Origin of the sequence: Streptomyces sp. NPDC057702, from assembly GCF_042799315.1 — a bacterium.
Taxonomy (GTDB): Bacteria; Actinomycetota; Actinomycetes; order Streptomycetales; family Streptomycetaceae; genus Streptomyces.
The window spans coordinates 266,760-281,965 of record NZ_JBHVJC010000002.1; the positions used below are offsets into that span (position 1 = coordinate 266,760).

Annotated in this window: 13 protein-coding genes; 2 read left to right on the forward strand and 11 right to left on the reverse strand. The window is 74.8% G+C overall.

The window, feature by feature from the left end:
• Positions 1-312: 312 nt before the first annotated feature.
• From pheT to infC, 7 genes are all read right to left on the reverse strand, one after another.
• On the reverse strand, positions 313-2,850 hold the full coding sequence (gene pheT, locus ACFVFR_RS02575; RefSeq protein WP_383697349.1) for a phenylalanine--tRNA ligase subunit beta: 2,538 nt from the start codon (positions 2,848-2,850) through the stop codon (positions 313-315).
• Positions 2,850-3,980: a phenylalanine--tRNA ligase subunit alpha gene (gene pheS / locus ACFVFR_RS02580; RefSeq protein ID WP_383697351.1), complete on the reverse strand. Its 1,131-nt coding sequence runs from the start codon at positions 3,978-3,980 to the stop codon at positions 2,850-2,852. The genes pheT and pheS overlap by 1 nt, the downstream gene beginning before the upstream one ends.
• Positions 3,981-4,162: 182 nt before the next feature.
• A complete protein-coding gene (locus ACFVFR_RS02585) occupies positions 4,163-5,338 on the reverse strand; it encodes an ATP-binding protein (RefSeq protein ID WP_383697353.1) in 1,176 nt (391 codons plus the stop codon).
• Positions 5,339-5,411: 73 nt separating this feature from the next.
• Positions 5,412-6,257: a TrmH family RNA methyltransferase gene (locus tag ACFVFR_RS02590; protein WP_383697354.1), complete on the reverse strand. Its 846-nt coding sequence runs from the start codon at positions 6,255-6,257 to the stop codon at positions 5,412-5,414.
• A 146-nt stretch (positions 6,258-6,403) separates the two neighbouring features.
• Positions 6,404-6,787 (reverse strand): 50S ribosomal protein L20, encoded by a 384-nt coding sequence (gene rplT / locus ACFVFR_RS02595; protein ID WP_349993904.1) that lies wholly within the window; start codon positions 6,785-6,787, stop codon positions 6,404-6,406.
• 100 nt (positions 6,788-6,887) lie between these two features.
• Positions 6,888-7,082 (reverse strand): 50S ribosomal protein L35, encoded by a 195-nt coding sequence (gene rpmI / locus ACFVFR_RS02600; RefSeq protein WP_383697355.1) that lies wholly within the window; start codon positions 7,080-7,082, stop codon positions 6,888-6,890.
• A gap of 124 nt (positions 7,083-7,206) precedes the next feature.
• Positions 7,207-7,833 (reverse strand): translation initiation factor IF-3, encoded by a 627-nt coding sequence (gene infC, locus ACFVFR_RS02605; protein WP_383697411.1) that lies wholly within the window; start codon positions 7,831-7,833, stop codon positions 7,207-7,209.
• A gap of 643 nt (positions 7,834-8,476) precedes the next feature.
• Between infC and ACFVFR_RS02610 the strand changes: the two genes are divergently transcribed.
• A complete protein-coding gene (locus tag ACFVFR_RS02610; RefSeq protein ID WP_383697357.1) occupies positions 8,477-8,860 on the forward strand; it encodes a DUF1844 domain-containing protein in 384 nt (127 codons plus the stop codon).
• Positions 8,861-8,985: 125 nt separating this feature from the next.
• Here ACFVFR_RS02610 and ACFVFR_RS02615 read toward each other — a convergent pair whose 3' ends face one another.
• The 4 genes from ACFVFR_RS02615 to ACFVFR_RS02630 all read right to left on the reverse strand — a co-directional run bounded on the left by ACFVFR_RS02615 (position 8,986) and on the right by ACFVFR_RS02630 (position 13,162).
• Positions 8,986-9,720: an MIP family channel protein gene (locus tag ACFVFR_RS02615; RefSeq protein WP_383697359.1), complete on the reverse strand. Its 735-nt coding sequence runs from the start codon at positions 9,718-9,720 to the stop codon at positions 8,986-8,988.
• A gap of 158 nt (positions 9,721-9,878) precedes the next feature.
• A complete protein-coding gene (locus tag ACFVFR_RS02620) occupies positions 9,879-10,634 on the reverse strand; it encodes an SseB family protein (RefSeq protein ID WP_383697361.1) in 756 nt (251 codons plus the stop codon).
• Positions 10,635-10,769: 135 nt separating this feature from the next.
• A complete protein-coding gene (gene mycP, locus ACFVFR_RS02625; protein ID WP_383697363.1) occupies positions 10,770-12,050 on the reverse strand; it encodes a type VII secretion-associated serine protease mycosin in 1,281 nt (426 codons plus the stop codon).
• Positions 12,050-13,162: a hypothetical protein gene (locus ACFVFR_RS02630; RefSeq protein WP_383697365.1), complete on the reverse strand. Its 1,113-nt coding sequence runs from the start codon at positions 13,160-13,162 to the stop codon at positions 12,050-12,052. The genes mycP and ACFVFR_RS02630 overlap by 1 nt, the downstream gene beginning before the upstream one ends.
• Before the next feature lie 733 nt (positions 13,163-13,895).
• On the opposite strand from ACFVFR_RS02630, the gene ACFVFR_RS02635 reads away from it, so the two are divergent.
• Complete coding sequence (locus ACFVFR_RS02635; RefSeq protein WP_383697367.1) at positions 13,896-15,092, forward strand: alanine racemase; 1,197 nt, start codon at positions 13,896-13,898, stop codon at positions 15,090-15,092.
• The last annotated feature ends 114 nt before the right edge of the window (positions 15,093-15,206 follow it).

Genomic DNA, 15,206 nt, shown 5'->3' on the forward strand with positions numbered 1-15,206 from the left:
GACGATTGTGGCGACCATCGACACAGCGTTGACCGGCGAAGGTCCGCTTCTCACTCCTTCGGGTGAGCGGGGCCCGAATCCCGCATGACCGGGGTGCACACGCGCCCGAGGGCCGAACACTCCCGCACCACCCGACCCACGCCGGTCGTACGAGACAGCGACCGGGCCGGCGCGCTCGCCCCCGCGTACGCCCCAAAGCCGGCGGTGTGCCCAGCGCGCGCCCGGTGACACACGAAGGGCGTGCCCCACACGTGGTGTGCGAGGCACGCCCTTGGCGTGCGTGGGCGCGCTCGGCGCCGGTTCCGCCGCGGATCAGGCGCCGCGCAGCACCGCCCCGGTGCGCTCCAGCGCCGTGGCGACCGCCGCGTCCCGGGCCGCCGACGCCTCGTCGGCGGTCAGCGTCCGGTCACCGGCCCGCAGCCGCAGCGCGTACGCCAGCGACTTCTTGCCCGCCTCCAGCTGCTCCCCGGTGAACTGGTCGAACAGGCGCACCGATTCGAGGAGGTCACCGGCGCCCGCGCGGAGCGCCGCCTCCACGTCGGCGGCGGGCACCGAGGCGTCCACGATCAGGGCGACGTCACGCGTGGCCACCGGGAAGGTGGACACGCGCGGCGCCCGCACCGGCCCGGGTGCCGCGTTCTCCAGGCGGTCGAGCTCGATCTCCATGGCGCTGGTGCGCTCCGGCAGGCCGAGCGCCTTGATCACCCGGGGGTGCAGCTCGCCCGCGTTGCCGACCAGGACCTCCTGCCCGTCCACGACGGCCAGCAGTGCGGCGCAGCGGCCGGGGTGCCAGGGGGCCTGCTGGTCCTGGCGGACGATCAGCTCGACGCCCGCCTGTCGGGCGACCACGCGGCCGGCCTCGATGACGTCGCTCCAGTTCGCCTCGCGGCCCTTGCCCCACCAGCCCGCGTGCTCACGTGCGCCGGCCAGTACGACCGCGACGCGACGCGGTTGGCGCGGCAGGGCCGTGTTGAGCGCGGCGATCTCGGCGTCGGTGGGCCGGCGGTCCACCGGCAGGCGCACGCCGGCGACAGCGACCTCGTCGGGAGTGGCCGCCGCGCGGAAGACCAGGCCGGTCTCGAAGAGCGCGAGGTCGTGCTCGCCCCGGCCGTCGTTGCGGCGCAGCGCGCCCAACAGGCCGGGCAGCAGCGTGGTGCGCAGCACCGGCTCGGCGTCGGAGAGCGGGTTGGCCAGACGGACCGTGGCGCGTCGGGGGTCGTCCGCGTCCAGCCCGAGCTGGTCCAGGACCTCCTCGCTGGTGAACGGGTAGTTCGGCGCCTCGGTGTAGCCGGCCCCGGCCAGCGCGCGACCGACCCGACGGTGCAGCCGCTGGCGCTCGGTCAGGCCACGCCCGGCCGGCGGCTGGGGCAGCGTGGCGGGCAGGTTGGCGTATCCCTCCAGCCGGATGACCTCTTCGGCCAGGTCGTTGGGGGCCGCCAGGTCGGGCCGCCAGCTGGGGACGGTGACCACCAGTTCGTCCTGGCCGTAGACGTCACAGCCGACCTGCTGGAGACGTCGGACGACCACCTCGCGGCCGTAGTCGACGCCGGCGACCCGGTCCGGGTGGTCGGCCCGCAGGGTGATGGTGCGCGGTCCGCTCGGCGTGGTCACCTCGGTGACACCGGCCTCGGCCGTGCCACCCGCGAGGAGCACGAGAAGGTCCACCGCGCGCTGCGCCGCGGCGGCGGCGGCCTCCGGGTCCACGCCCCGCTCGAAGCGCCGGGACGCCTCGGAGGAGATCTTGTGGCGGCGGGCCGTACGGGCGATGGAGACGGCGTCGAAGTGCGCGGCCTCGATCACCACGTCGGTGGTGCCGGCGGCCTCGCCGTCCGCCGTCTCCTGCGCGACGTCGGCGATCTCGGTGTTGGCGCCGCCCATGACACCGGCCAGGCCGATGGGCCCGCTGTCGTCGGTGATCACCAGGTCCTCGGCGTCCAGGACGCGCGCCACGCCCTCCAGCGTGGTGAGCTTCTCGCCCGGCACGGCCCGGCGGACGCCGATGGTGCCGTTGACCCGGGAGCGGTCGTAGGCGTGCAGCGGCTGGCCGAGTTCGAGCATCACGTAGTTGGTGACGTCCACGGTCAGCGAGATGGGGCGCATGCCGGCCTTCTGGAGGCGGCGCTGGAGCCAGATCGGCGAGCGGGCCTCGGGCGAGAGGCCGACGACGGTGCGGGCGGTGAAGCGGTCGCAGCCGGCCGGGTCGGCCACGCTGACCTGGTAGCCGTAGCTGTTGGGCGCGGGCACGTCCAGCAGGGCCGGGTCGCGCAGCGGCAGCCCGTAGGCGGTGGCGGTCTCGCGGGCGACGCCGCGCAGCGAGAGACAGTAGCCGCGGTCGGGGGTGACCGCGATGTCCAGTACCTCGTCCACCAGCTCCAGCAGCGCGACGGCGTCGGTGCCCACCTCGTGCTCGGGCGGGAGCACGATGATGCCGTCGTGGTCGTCGGAGACGCCCAGTTCGCTGGCGGAGCAGATCATGCCCTCGGAGACGTGGCCGTAGGTCTTGCGCGCGGCGATCTTGAAGCCGCCGGGCAGTTCGGCACCGGGGAGCACGACGACGACCTTGTCGCCGACGGCGAAGTTGCTCGCGCCGCAGATGATGTTCTGCGGCTCGCCCGTGCCGTTGGCCTGGCCGACGTCGACCTGGCAGTAGCGGATGGGCTTCTTGAAGCCGTCGAGCACCTCGAAGGCCAGCACCTTGCCGACGACCAGCGGGCCGGTGAGGCCGGTGCCGAGCTGCTCGACGGTCTCCACCTCAAGGCCGGCGGCGACGAGCTTGGCCTGCACGTCGCGGCCGGTCTCGCCGGCTGGCAGGTCCACGTACTCCCGCAGCCAGGAAAGCGGGATTCGCATCAGATCTCCGTCCCGAACGGCCGAGTGAAGCGCACGTCACCCTCGACCATGTCTCGCATGTCCTCGACGTTGTGGCGGAACATCAGCATCCGCTCGATGCCGAACCCGAAGGCGAAGCCGCTGTAGCGCTCCGGGTCGATGCCGCAGGCGACCAGCACGCGCGGGTTGACCATGCCGCAGCCGCCCAGCTCGATCCAGCCCTCGGAGGAGCAGGTACGGCAGGGGCGGTCCGGGTTGCCGACCGATTCGCCGTGGCACACGTAGCACTGCATGTCCATCTCGGCGGACGGCTCGGTGAACGGGAAGTAGTTCGGCCGCAACCGGGTGTGCACACCCTCCCCGAAAAGGGCGCTGACCATGTGGTCCAGCGTGCCCTTGAGGTCGGCCATCGTCAGCCCCTCGTCGATGGCCAGCAGCTCCACCTGGTGGAAGACGGGGGTGTGGGTCGCGTCGAGCTCGTCGGTGCGGTAGACCCGCCCGGGGCAGACGACGTAGATGGGCGGCTCGCGGTCGAGCATCGAGCGCACCTGGACCGGCGAGGTGTGCGTACGCAGCACGATGCCGGACTCCGTCTCGGCCTCGGCGCCCTCGGCGGAGCGCACGAAGAAGGTGTCCTGCATCGCGCGGGCCGGGTGGTCGGGGGTGAAGTTGAGCGCGTCGAAGTTGAACCACTCGGCCTCCACCTCGGGCCCCTCGGCCACCTCGTAGCCCATGGCCACGAAGACGTCCTCGATGCGCTCGGAGAGGGTGGTCAGCGGGTGCCGGGCGCCGGGCGTCAAGCGGTCGGTGGGCAGCGTGACGTCCACCGCCTCCTCGACCAGCACGCGCGCGTCGCGCTCCGCCTCCAACTCCGCCTGCCGCGTCTTGAGCGCGCGCGAGACCTCGCCCCGCGCCCCGCCCACGCGCTTGCCCGCGTCCGCCTTGGCGTGCGGGGGCAGGGCGCCGATCTCGCGGTTGGCCAGAGCCAGCGGCGAGCGGTCGCCGGTGTGCGCGACCTTCGCCTCGTGCAGGGCCGTGAGGTCCCCGGCCGCGGCGAACGCGGCCAGTGCCTCGTCCCGCATCCGGGCGATCTCTTCCGGTTTCAGTGCCTCGACCTCTACCGGGTCATAGGACTTGTTGGGTGCCGACATCTCTTCCCGTGCTTCCGATTGGCTGCTGGCTTCGCCCCGCCTCGGCGCCTCGAACTCGTCCGGCTGCCGGGCACGCGTGGCTTGGCCGACGATGGTGGTGCCAAAGGTGCCAAAGGTCGAGTCTACGGGGCGTCCGTACTCGACAGAGCCCGTAGGGTCGCCGCCGCACTACCCGACCGTGGTCAGGCCAGATGCGCCGGGGCCCCTACGGGCAGGGTAAATCGGAACTCGGCGCCGCCGGCCCGGGAACGACCGACGGTGATCGTCCCGCCGTGCGCCTCGACGATGCCCTTGACGATGTAGAGCCCGAGCCCGGTGCCGCCGCGCTTGCTGCCACGCCAGAAGCGGGTGAAGACGCGGCCCATCGACTCCTCGGGAATGCCACAGCCCTCGTCGCTGACGGTGACGGCGGTACTCGGCTGGGCGGCGGCGTCCACGGCGGACCCTTCTGGCTGGGCGGCGACGAGCGTGGGGGTGACCTCGATAGTGACGGTTCCCTCGCCGTGCCGCACCGCGTTTTCCAGCAGATTGCCCAGCACCTGGTCGACCTTGTCGGGGTCGGCCCACAGATCGGGCAGCGGCTCCACGACCTTGATGAGGAAGAGGTCGGGGCGCTGCCCCGCGGTGGTGTGCGCCCGCACGTGACGGCGGACGGCGGCGGCGATGTCCACACACTGGCGGCGCACCTCCAGCCGCCCGGAGTCGATGCGGGAGATGTCCAACAGCTCGGCTATCAGCCGCGTGACCCGGTTCGCGTCGGCGTCCACCGTCTCCAGCATCAGCCGCTTCTGGTCGTCGGTGAACCTCTCCCACTTCGCCAGCAGCGTGGCCGTGAACCCCTTGACCGAGGTGAGCGGCGAGCGCAGCTCGTGGGCGACGGTGGCGATCAGCTCCGCGTGGCTGCGCTCGGTGCGTCGCCTGGCCTCGGTGCCGCGCAGGGTGACCACCAGCCGGCGCACCGGACCGGTGGGGCGCACGCGCACGTACCGGGCGGCCACCAGGACCTCGCGCCCGCCGGGCAGCAGCAGGTTGCGCTCCGGCTGGCCGCCCCGGGTGGCCAGGCCGCCGTAGGGGTCGGTCAGCGCCCACCAGCGGCGCCCCTCAAGGTCCTCCAGGGGCAGCACCTGGTCCAGCGGGCGGCCGATCGCCTCGGTGGCCACGGTGGCCGTGATGCGGGCCGCCGCGGCGTTGAAGCAGGTCACCTGGCCGCGCTCGTCGGCGACCACGAGGCCGTCGGGCAGATCGTCGGGGTGCAGTCCGAGGTCGGACACCTCGCTCGTCCAGGCGTCGACCTCGCCGGGCAGGCACTGCCCCGGCGCATACGAGGTGGTCGCCGCGCCGGAAACCCTGACGTTCATCCCCGCACCCCCTCTCGGGCCCCAGGGGCGCAACCCTACTAGGTCGAGGTGACGCAGCGGAGCCCCTCCGTCGCTACGGGCGGGCGCGCTGGGCGCGCGCGGAGGCGTACAGGCACACGGCGGCGGCGGTCGCGAGGTTCAGGCTCTCGGCCTTGCCGTGGATGGGCACCCGGACGACCTCGTCGGCCAGGGCCCGCGTCGGCTCGGGCAGCCCCCACGCCTCGTTGCCGAAGACCCACGCCGTGGGGCCGCTCATGCGCCCGGCGTCCAGCTCGGCGTCCAGGTCCCGCTCCCCCGCCCCGTCCGCGGCCAGCACGCGTACGCCCGCCTCGTGCAGCCCGCTGACCACGCGCTCGATGGGCACGCCGACGGTCACGGGCAGGTGGAAGAGCGAACCGACCGACGCCCGTACGGACTTGGGGTTGTACAGGTCGACGGAGGCGTCGGTGAGGATGACGGCGTCGGCGCCGGCGGCGTCCGCGCAGCGCAGCACCGTGCCGGCGTTGCCGGGGTCGCGGACGTGCGCGAGCACGGCGACCAGCCGGGGCCGGGCGGCCAGCACCTCGGACAGCGGCGAGTCCAGGAACCGGCAGACGCCGACCAGACCCTGCGGGGTGACCGTCTGCGAGATCTCGGCGACGACGGCGTCGCTGGCGGTGTACACCGGGACGGCGGCGGCGCGGGCGGCCTCGACGATGTCGGCGTGCCGCTCGGCGGCCTCGGCGGTGGCGAACACCTCGACCAGCGTGCCCTCCTCACCCGTGCCCGCCGCGCCGCGGTGGCGCAGCACCGCCTCGCGCACCGCCTGCGGGCCCTCGGCGAGGAACCTGCGCTCCTTGGCCCGCGCGTTGCGGCGGGCCAGCCGGCGGGCGGCCAGGACGCGGGGCGATCGCGGGGAGGTCAGCTCGGGGGCCGCCATGTAGGGGTTCTCGCTTCCGGTGCGGGGGGTGCAGCACGGGCCGGCGCGCGGCCGGCGCGGGTCGGGAAACATCGGACCCGCAGGCGGTCGCCGCCTGCGGGTCCGATGTGGGGCGGGTCCTGGGACCCGGGGCCGCGAAAAACCGCTCAGGCGGCCTTCGGGGCGTTGACGTCGCTGGGCAGCGCCTTCTGGGCCACCTCGACGAGCGTCGCGAACGCGTTCGCGTCGTTGACCGCGAGCTCCGCCAGGATCTTGCGGTCCACCTCGACGTTGGCGGCCTTCAGACCCTGGATGAAGCGGTTGTACGTCATGCCGTTGGCGCGGGCGGCGGCGTTGATGCGCTGGATCCACAGCTGCCGGAAGTCGCCCTTGCGCTTCTTGCGGTCGTTGTAGTTGTAGACGAGGGAGTGGGTGACCTGCTCCTTCGCCTTCCGGTACAGGCGCGAGCGCTGGCCCCGGTAGCCGCTGGCCTGCTCCAGGATCGCCCGGCGCTTCTTGTGGGCGTTGACTGCCCGCTTGACGCGTGCCACTTGATTTACTCCTTGTACGGGGCCGCGGATACCTCACGCGGCCCGGAAACGAATGGGTCCCGATCGTTGGACGCTCGCCCCGCCGTGGCGGGGCCGGGCGTCACTTGCCGAGAAGCTTCTTGACCTTCTTGGCGTCGCCCGGGGCCAGCTCGACGGTTCCTGCGAGGCGGCGCGTCAGCGTGGACGGCTTGTGCTCGAGAAGGTGGCGGCGACCGGCGCGCTGACGGAGCACCTTGCCGGAGCCGGTGATCTTGAAGCGCTTGCTGGCACCACTGTGCGTCTTGTTCTTCGGCATGTCGCCGTTCTCTCCTCGTCGGGCGCTTCGCCGGCCCTCGCGGGCAGGCGGAAGCGTCAGCTCGTTCAGTTGGGGTTCCGGGGCGGGGCCCCGGTGCGGCGGCCTCACGTTCAGGCCGCCACGATCAGGCCTCGGCCGGCTCCTCGGCGGACTGCTGCTCGGGCGCGTCCGCGGTGACGCCCTGCCGCTCCGCCTTGCGGGCGGCCTGCGCCTCGCGGGCTTCGGCCATGGCCTCGGTCTTCTTCTTGTGCGGACCGAGAACCATGATCATGTTCCGGCCGTCCTGCTTCGGGTTCGACTCGACGAAGCCGAGGTCCTGGACGTCCTCCGCGAGCCGCTGGAGCAGTCGGTAGCCGAGCTCCGGCCGGGACTGCTCACGACCACGGAACATGATCGTGATCTTGACCTTGTCGCCCTGCTTGAGGAACCGGACGACGTGACCCTTCTTGGTGTCATAGTCGTGCGGGTCGATCTTCGGCCGGAGCTTCATCTCCTTGATGACCGTGTGCGCCTGGTTCTTGCGCGCCTCACGGGCCTTCATGGCCGACTCGTACTTGAACTTTCCGTAGTCCATGAGCTTGCAGACCGGCGGACGGGCGTTCGCCGCGACCTCGACCAGGTCCAGGTCGTACTCCTGCGCAAGCTCCAGGGCCTTGGCAAGCGGGACGATGCCAACTTGCTCGCCGCTGGGACCGACGAGTCGCACCTCGGGGACGCGAATCCGGTCGTTGATGCGGGGCTCGGCGCTGATGGGGCCTCCTCAGTTGCACCACACGGCCGCCTGGCGGACAGCCGTGTAACGTCAGTTTTCGGTGTGACCACCGTGCCGAGACGCATAAAACGCCCCGAACGGGACACAGGCGGGCTCCTCACTTTCCGGGAGCACCGCTGCGGAGTCACCGCGGGGCGCATCAGGCAGATCCACGTCGTCCGTACGGAACGACGGGCCCTGCCGGACCGGGACCCGCCGGCCTCGGGGGCCAGCAAGGTGGGAGAGTCGGAGCCTCCACTTGTGGGCCGGGCACACCTATGCCCAGCCGGTCGCTTCCCAGGCTACACCACTCCCGTCGACGGCGCCCCCGACCGCCACCGGTACCGCCACTGACCTGCGGCCTCCGGGTCGCACCGGCGGGCCGCCGCGCGCCCCGCGCCCCGCCACACCGCTCCGGCGCCGGTGCCGGGCGGCGGGCGCGTGGCACACCGGGGCTCCTCTCGTACGATGCGTGAGGACCGCCGACCGACCCTGGCGCGCACGCCCGCCGTGGCGCGCGGGTCGGGCCGCGCGGGCGCTTCGCACGCGGGCGCGCCGGTGGGTCCACCAGGGGAGCCCGCCCGACGCCCGGCCCACGCCCACCGCGCCGGGCACCCCACCGACTTCGACAGACGAGAGAGCCATGAGCGACGCCGACGCCCCGCAGCCCGACCAGGACCAGGGCGCGAGCCCGGACTTCGACACGATGACGCGCGACATCGCGGACGTGCCCGCGGTCGAGGTGATCACGACGGTCGCGGTGCACCTGATGAGCGCCGCCGCGGTCAACCTCGGGCTCGCCGAGGACGCCCCCGAGCACAAGGACCTGGACGAGGCGCGCAAGCTGATCACCGCGCTGGCGGGCCTGGTCACCGCGAGCGCCACCGAGGTCGGTTCCTACCACGCCGCCCCGCTGCGCGACGGCCTCAAGTCGCTCCAGCTCGCGTTCCGCGAGGCGTCGGTGATCGCGGACGAGCCGGGCCAGGGGCCGGGCGAGAAGTTCACGGGGCCGGTGTTCGGCGGCTGAGTCGCGGCCAGGGCCGTACGCGGGCGGTCGTCGCGCTCGCGACCGGAGCGGCCCGCCGCGCGTCGGGCCCGCGCCGGGCCGACACGCGGCGGGCCGGGCGCGGGCCGACGGGGCCGGGCCCGGGGTCAGATCTCGGACTTCTCCCGGTTCAGCAGGTCACCCGCGCGCGGATGCGTGAACTGGTGGCAGACGGCGGCCAGCGCGCCGCCGATCAGCGGGGCCACCAGGAAGAGCCACAGCTGCTCCAGGGCGTCGGTGCCGGCGAAGATGGCGGGGCCGAAGCTGCGGGCCGGGTTCACCGAGGTGCCCGTGAGCGGGATGCCCACCAGGTGGATGACGGCCAGCGAGAGGCCGATCGGCAGTCCGTCGAAGCCGACGACGGCCACCTTGTGTGTCACCGCGAGCACCACGAAGACCAGCAGGAAGGTCAGCATCACCTCGGCGAGGAAGGCGCCGCCGGTGTTGATGTGCACGGCCGAGCGGTCGCCGTAGCCGTTGCTGCCGAACGCGCCGCTGGTCTTGAGCCCCGGCACCTGCTTGGCCAGCAGGAACAGGATGGCCGCGCCCGCGATGCCGCCCAGCAGCTGGGCGATCCAGTACTCGATCGCGGTACGCGGCGAGATGCGGCCGGCCACCAGCATCCCCAGCGTCACGGCCGGGTTGATGTGACAGCCGGAGATCGGGCCGAGCGCGTAGGCCAGGGCGAGCAGGGTGAAGCCGAAGGCGAGCGCGATGCCGACGGTGCCGATGTAGTCGGCGGCGAGGACGGCGGAGCCGACCGCGAAGAACACCAGCAGCAGGGTTCCGGTGAACTCCGAGATGACCGTCCGCGTCTCCACCGTCTCCAGTCTCGTCTCCATGACGCTCTCCTTGTGTGGATGATCGTGCACTGCTCCTGTTGCATTGTGGGGCGTTATGGGACATTTCGCCCGCTGACGAGCAGGCGGAATCCGGCCCGCGCGCCACGGGCGGACGCGTGGGGGCCGGGGAGGGGTGGCCGGCGGCCCGCGCGGGGGCGCTACCCGGCGACGTAGAGGGGTTCGCCCGGAAGGCTCGCGTGGGCCGGCAGCAGGGCCAGTCGCAGGCCCCGTACGAGTCGGGCCCGGAGCACCTCGTCGGCGGCGAGGGCCTTGGCGAGGCGCTGGGCGACCTCGTGGGCGGGGGCGTCGGCGGCCAGCGTCAGGGCCAGGGTGGCGTCGGCCTCGGCGTCGGGCGCCGGCGCCAGGTGGGCCCGCACCACGCCGGCCTCGGTGGCCAGCACGGCGCGCAGGGCCTGGGCGACGGCCGGGTCGGTCAGCGGATCGGTGCTGGTGCGGCCCTCCGCCAGGGCCAGCAGCGCCGGGCCGGTCAGCGGGAAGGTCACCGGGCCGGCGAGGTCGAGCACCAGGGTGTCGGCCCGCTCGTGCGCGGCGGCCTGGAGCGCCTGGTGCAGGGGCACGGCCACCGGCCTGGCGTCGGGGCGCCAGCGGGCCAGCGCCTCGGTGGAGGTGAAGGCCGGCAGCGCGCGCCGGCCGTCGGGGGCCCGCAGCGTGGGCACGGCCATGTCGCTGGTCTTCTCGCGGCGCAGCACGCCGCCGTCCGCCGTCGGCGCCTCCTCCACCTCCCCGAGCACCGCGACCACCGGCACCAGCAGCCGCGCCCCGACCAGGGCGCTCAGCACCCGCGACTCGGCGGCCGGGTCGCTGGCCCACGCGGCGAGCGCCGCGCTCAGTCGTTCGTCGGCGGAGCCGTCGTCGTCGGAGAAGCCGGGGTCTGGGATGTTCTTGAGGGCCACGCGTCGAGGCTACCCGGGCGGTGTACGGGGCGGTGAGCTGGCCAGGAGGGCGAGGTGTCGGGTGGTCACGCCGACGCTGGCGGCCCTGCCGGCGCGCCCCGCGCGGGAGGCGGGCCGGCGGGCGCCCTGGCGGGGTCAGCCCGTCGGTGGGCGCCGGCCCGGCGCGCGAACCCGGCGCTCGCGCCACAGGGCCACCGCCGCGAGAACCAGTGCCGCCCCCGCCAGGCCGGCGCTCAGGGCGAGTGTGCTCGGGCCGCCGCCCTGTCCGCCGGCCGCCCGCTCGGGCAGCGGCCCGTGGCCGAAGTAACGGTCGGGGTACGCGGCGGGCGAGGGAAGCTGCGCGCGGGCCTCCAGGGCGCCGCCGGCCTCGATCGCGGCGGCGACGTCGACCATGCCCGCGCCGAGTTCGTCGTTGCGGCCCCCCTCCGGCCGGTCCTGGGCCGTCTCCGTCAGCAGCCGCTTGACCTGCACCGGGCTCAGGTCCGGATGGGCGGACCTGACCAGCGCGGCGGCACCGGAGACGAACGCGGAGGCCGCGCTGGTGCCCCAGCCCTGGTAGTAGCGGCGGTTGGGGTCGGCGATGACGACGTCCACGCCGGGGGCGCAGATCGTGGCGTACCAGCGGCGGGTGGAGAAGGCGGCACGGCTGCCGTAGCGGTCCACGGCGGTCACGGCGATCACGCCGGGGTACGCGGCGGGGTAGGAGACGCGGTCGCCCTCGCCGCCGCCGTTGCCGGCCGAGGCGACGACCACGACGCCCTTGCGCAGCGCGTACTGCACCGCCGCGTCCTCGCGCCGCTCGGGGTGGGCGGACTCGCTGTCGTCGCCGAGTGAGAGGTTGATGACGTCGGCGCCGTGGTCGGCGGCCCAGCGGATGCCGTCGGCCAGCGCCGCGCCGCGCGCGGCGCGGGCCCGTTTGCGCGCCGGGTCGCCCTCTTCGAGGATGACCCGCACCGGAAGGATGCTCACGCCGGGAGCGACGCCGACCACGCCGTCGCCGCCCCCCGCACCGTGGCCGCGCCCCGCGATGATGCCGGCCATCGCGGTGCCGTGACGGGCCCAGGAGACGTCGCCGCGCCGCGCGCCGAACCCGATCATGTCCTTGCCCGGCAGCACCTGGCCCTGGAGGTCGGGGTGTTCGGCGTCCACCCCGGTGTCCAGCACGGCGACCGTGACGCCGGCGCCCTTGGTCGTCTGCCAGGCGAGCGGCGCGTGGATGGCGTCCAGCGCCCACTCCTGGGAGCGGATGCCGTCGGCTCCGGCGGGGGCGGGCGGGAGCACCGTGAGGCAGGCGAGCGCGCCGGACACGGCCAGGGTGCGCGCCAGCGGGCGGCGTACGGCGCCGGCCGTACGAGGTCGACGCGGGCCCGCGGGCGCGTCGGGCCGGGGGGTGGGGTCGCCGCGTCGCGCGCGCATCACGGGGCCTTCCTGGCGGTGGCCGCGGCGGCGCGGAAGGCGCGTTCGACGCCGGCCGCGACGCCCTTCGCGTCGTGGCCCAGGCCCGCCTGGGCCGGGTCGGTGGTCGCCCCACGGGCCGTGGCCCGGTCCGCGGGTTCGGGCCGGTCGATGCTGCGTCCGTCGGCGAAGCCGCTCACCGCGTAGACGATCACCGGGAGGTCGGCCGAGACGCTGACGCGCCAGCTCGCCCGTTGCGCGTCGCCGAAGGCGGCGGCCGGTGTGCCCGTGGCCGCGTACGGCTTGGGTAGCAGGTCAGCACGCCCGCCGAGCCGTTCACCGGCGAACCGGTTCCGCAGGGCGCGCATGCCGGCCGCGTCGGAACGCGTGATGAGCAGGCCGACGGTGGTGACGCTGGTGCTGGTGGCATCGGTGTACGTGGCGCGCAGCAGCCGCTCGCAGCCCACCGGGGACAGCGCGGTGGCCAGCAGCGGGTCGAAGGCGTCCGCGCAGCGGCCGTCGGGGGCGACGGCGATCCGGGTCCAGGTCCGGTCGGCGCCCCCGGGGCCCGCGCCGGGGCCGGTCAGGGTGCGGGGGAAGAGCGTGTCCACGGGGACGGTGCGCCACAGCGTGCGGGCGTGGGGGAAGGCGTCGACCGGGCGGGGCCGGCCGCCGTCCTCGCGCAGCAGGCTCCCTAACACCGCGCCGACCAGCAGGCCGACACCGAGCACGGCGCACACCACGGAGGTCACCAGGCGGGTCAGCCCGCGTTCGCGGCGGGCGGGGCGGGGGCCGGCGCCCATGAGGGTCATGCCGTGGGCGCGCAGGTCGGCGGCGAGGCCGGCGACGGGGTCGTAGCCGGCGGTCGACTCGGCGGTCGCGCCGGCGGTCGGCGGCGCCGGGGCGGGCTCGGTGACCGGCGACTGTGGCGTCGGGGTGGGCGCGCCGGTCGGTCGGGGGGGCGTGGTCGGCCGGGGCGGGACGCCGGCGTCGGGCCAGCGGGTCGGGCGCGGCGGAACCGGGGCGGCGGGTTCCGTGACCGCGCGGCCCGGCTCGGACCGGGCTGTGGGGAACGTCGCCTGGGACGCTTCGGGCGCGGTCGGGGTAGCGGGGGCTGGCTCGGGGGCGGGCACGGGTGTCGCCTCGGGCTCGATCGCGGGGGCGGGCGCCGTCGGCCCGTCGAGGCGGTCGCCGGGACGGGGCGGGGCGGGCGGCCGGGGCGGGCCCGTGTGGCCGGCCCGCGACCGGGTCTCCCCGCGTGCGCCCGGCTCCCTGGGCAGGGCGGTACGGGGGGCGGGCGGCCTCGGGGCACGGGGGCGCGGCGCGGCGGGCGGTACGGGCGCGGACGGCGCGGCGACGGGTGGCGGCGCGGCGGCCGGCACGGTGGCGGCTCGCGCGGGCGGCGGCACGGGAACGGTCGGTGCGGGGCTGGCGGCGGCCGGAGCCGGCGGGCGACGGGCCGACGGCGCGGGCGGGGCCGGCGGGGTGGCGGGTGGTGGCGCCACGGGCGGGCCGCTGGCGAGCCGTGCTGCGGGAGGGCGCCCGGGGGGCCTCGGGGGTCGCGGAGGGGCCACGAGCGGACCGGTGACCGGCGGCGGGCCGGGCCGGGCCGCGGGCGAGGTGGACGGGAGGGGGCGAGAGGCGCGTGCGTGCTCCGCGTCGGCGCCCACCTGCACCCCCTCGCACCCTTCGACACCCGCTCCGGCCGAGCCACCCGATCGCCTTTCGGGACAGGCCGGTTCGTATGTGGACAGCACGCCGCTGACCTGCCGGTCATGGCGTGCGCGACACTCTACGGTGCGTCGGGCACCGTTCGCACCGGGTGCCCGACTACCCACTGGTAATGACCTCTGGCAAGCTGCCCCCATGTCGTATCCGAGCTCCGACCGGGTCCGCCTCGACCGGGCGACCGCCCATCTGGACGCGCCGCTCGCGGTGGTCGACCTGCGGGCGTTCGACACCAACGCGCGCGACATGGCGCAGCGCGCCCGGGGCAAGCCGATCCGCGTCGCGACCAAGTCGGTGCGCTGTCGCGCGCTGTTGGAGCGCGTGCTGCGCCAGGACGGCTTCGCGGGCGTCCTCAGCTTCACGCTGGCCGAGTCGCTGTGGCTGGCCCGGTCCGGCGTACGCGACGTGCTGCTGGCCTACCCGTCCGCGGACCGGGCCGGATACGCCGCGCTGACCGGCGATCCGGAACTGGCCGCCGCCGTGACCGTCACCCTGGACGACCCGGCTCAGCTCGATGCGATCGACGCCGTACGGACGGGTACCGAAGAGGTGCGAGTCTGCCTGGAGTTGGACACCTCGCTGCGGCTGATGGGCGGAGCGCTGCGGTTGGGGGCGCTGCGCTCGCCCCTGCACGCCCCGGACCAACTGGCCGCACTGGCCCGCCTGGTCGTGGACCGGCCGGGTTTTCGGCTGGTGGGGCTGATGGCGTACGAGGGGCACATCGCGGGCGTGGGGGACGCGGTGCCCGGGCATCCGGTGCGGTCGCGGGCGATCCGGCTGTTGCAGTCCACCGCGCGGCGCGAGCTGTCCGCGCGGCGGGCGGCGGCGGTGCGGGCCGTGCGGCGCATCGCCGACCTGGAGTTCGTGAACGGTGGCGGCACCGGCAGCCTCCAGCACACCGCGGCGGAGGAGGCGGTGACGGAACTGGCCGCTGGCTCGGGCCTGTATGTGCCCCGGCTCTTCGACCACTACTCGTCCTTCCGTGGCCACCCGGCCGCGCTGTTCGCGCTGCCGGTGGTGCGTCGGCCCGGGGTGGGTGTGGTGACGGTCCTCGGCGGTGGCTATCCGGCTTCCGGGGCGGCCGGGGCGGATCGGCTGCCGGTCCCGTACCTGCCGCGCGGGCTGCGCTTCCACCCGCTCGAAGGCCCCGGTGAGGTGCAGACCCCGCTGGTGGGCGCGGCGGCTGACGACCTGCTGATCGGGGACAAGGTGTGGTTCCGGCACGCCAAGGCCGGGGAGTTGTGCGAGCGCTTCGACGCGGTGCAGTTGGTCGACGGTGAGCGGGTGGTGGACGTGGTGCCGACGTACCGGGGCGAGGGCAAAACGTTCCTCTAGCGGCTGCCGCACGTGCGGTGGGAGGGCGGCCGGGCGAGCCCCGGGGCCGGTCCGGCCGCGCCACCGCGTGCTGAGCCCGGCCGCCACGCGGCCACCGGGGCGGGCGCGGCGACC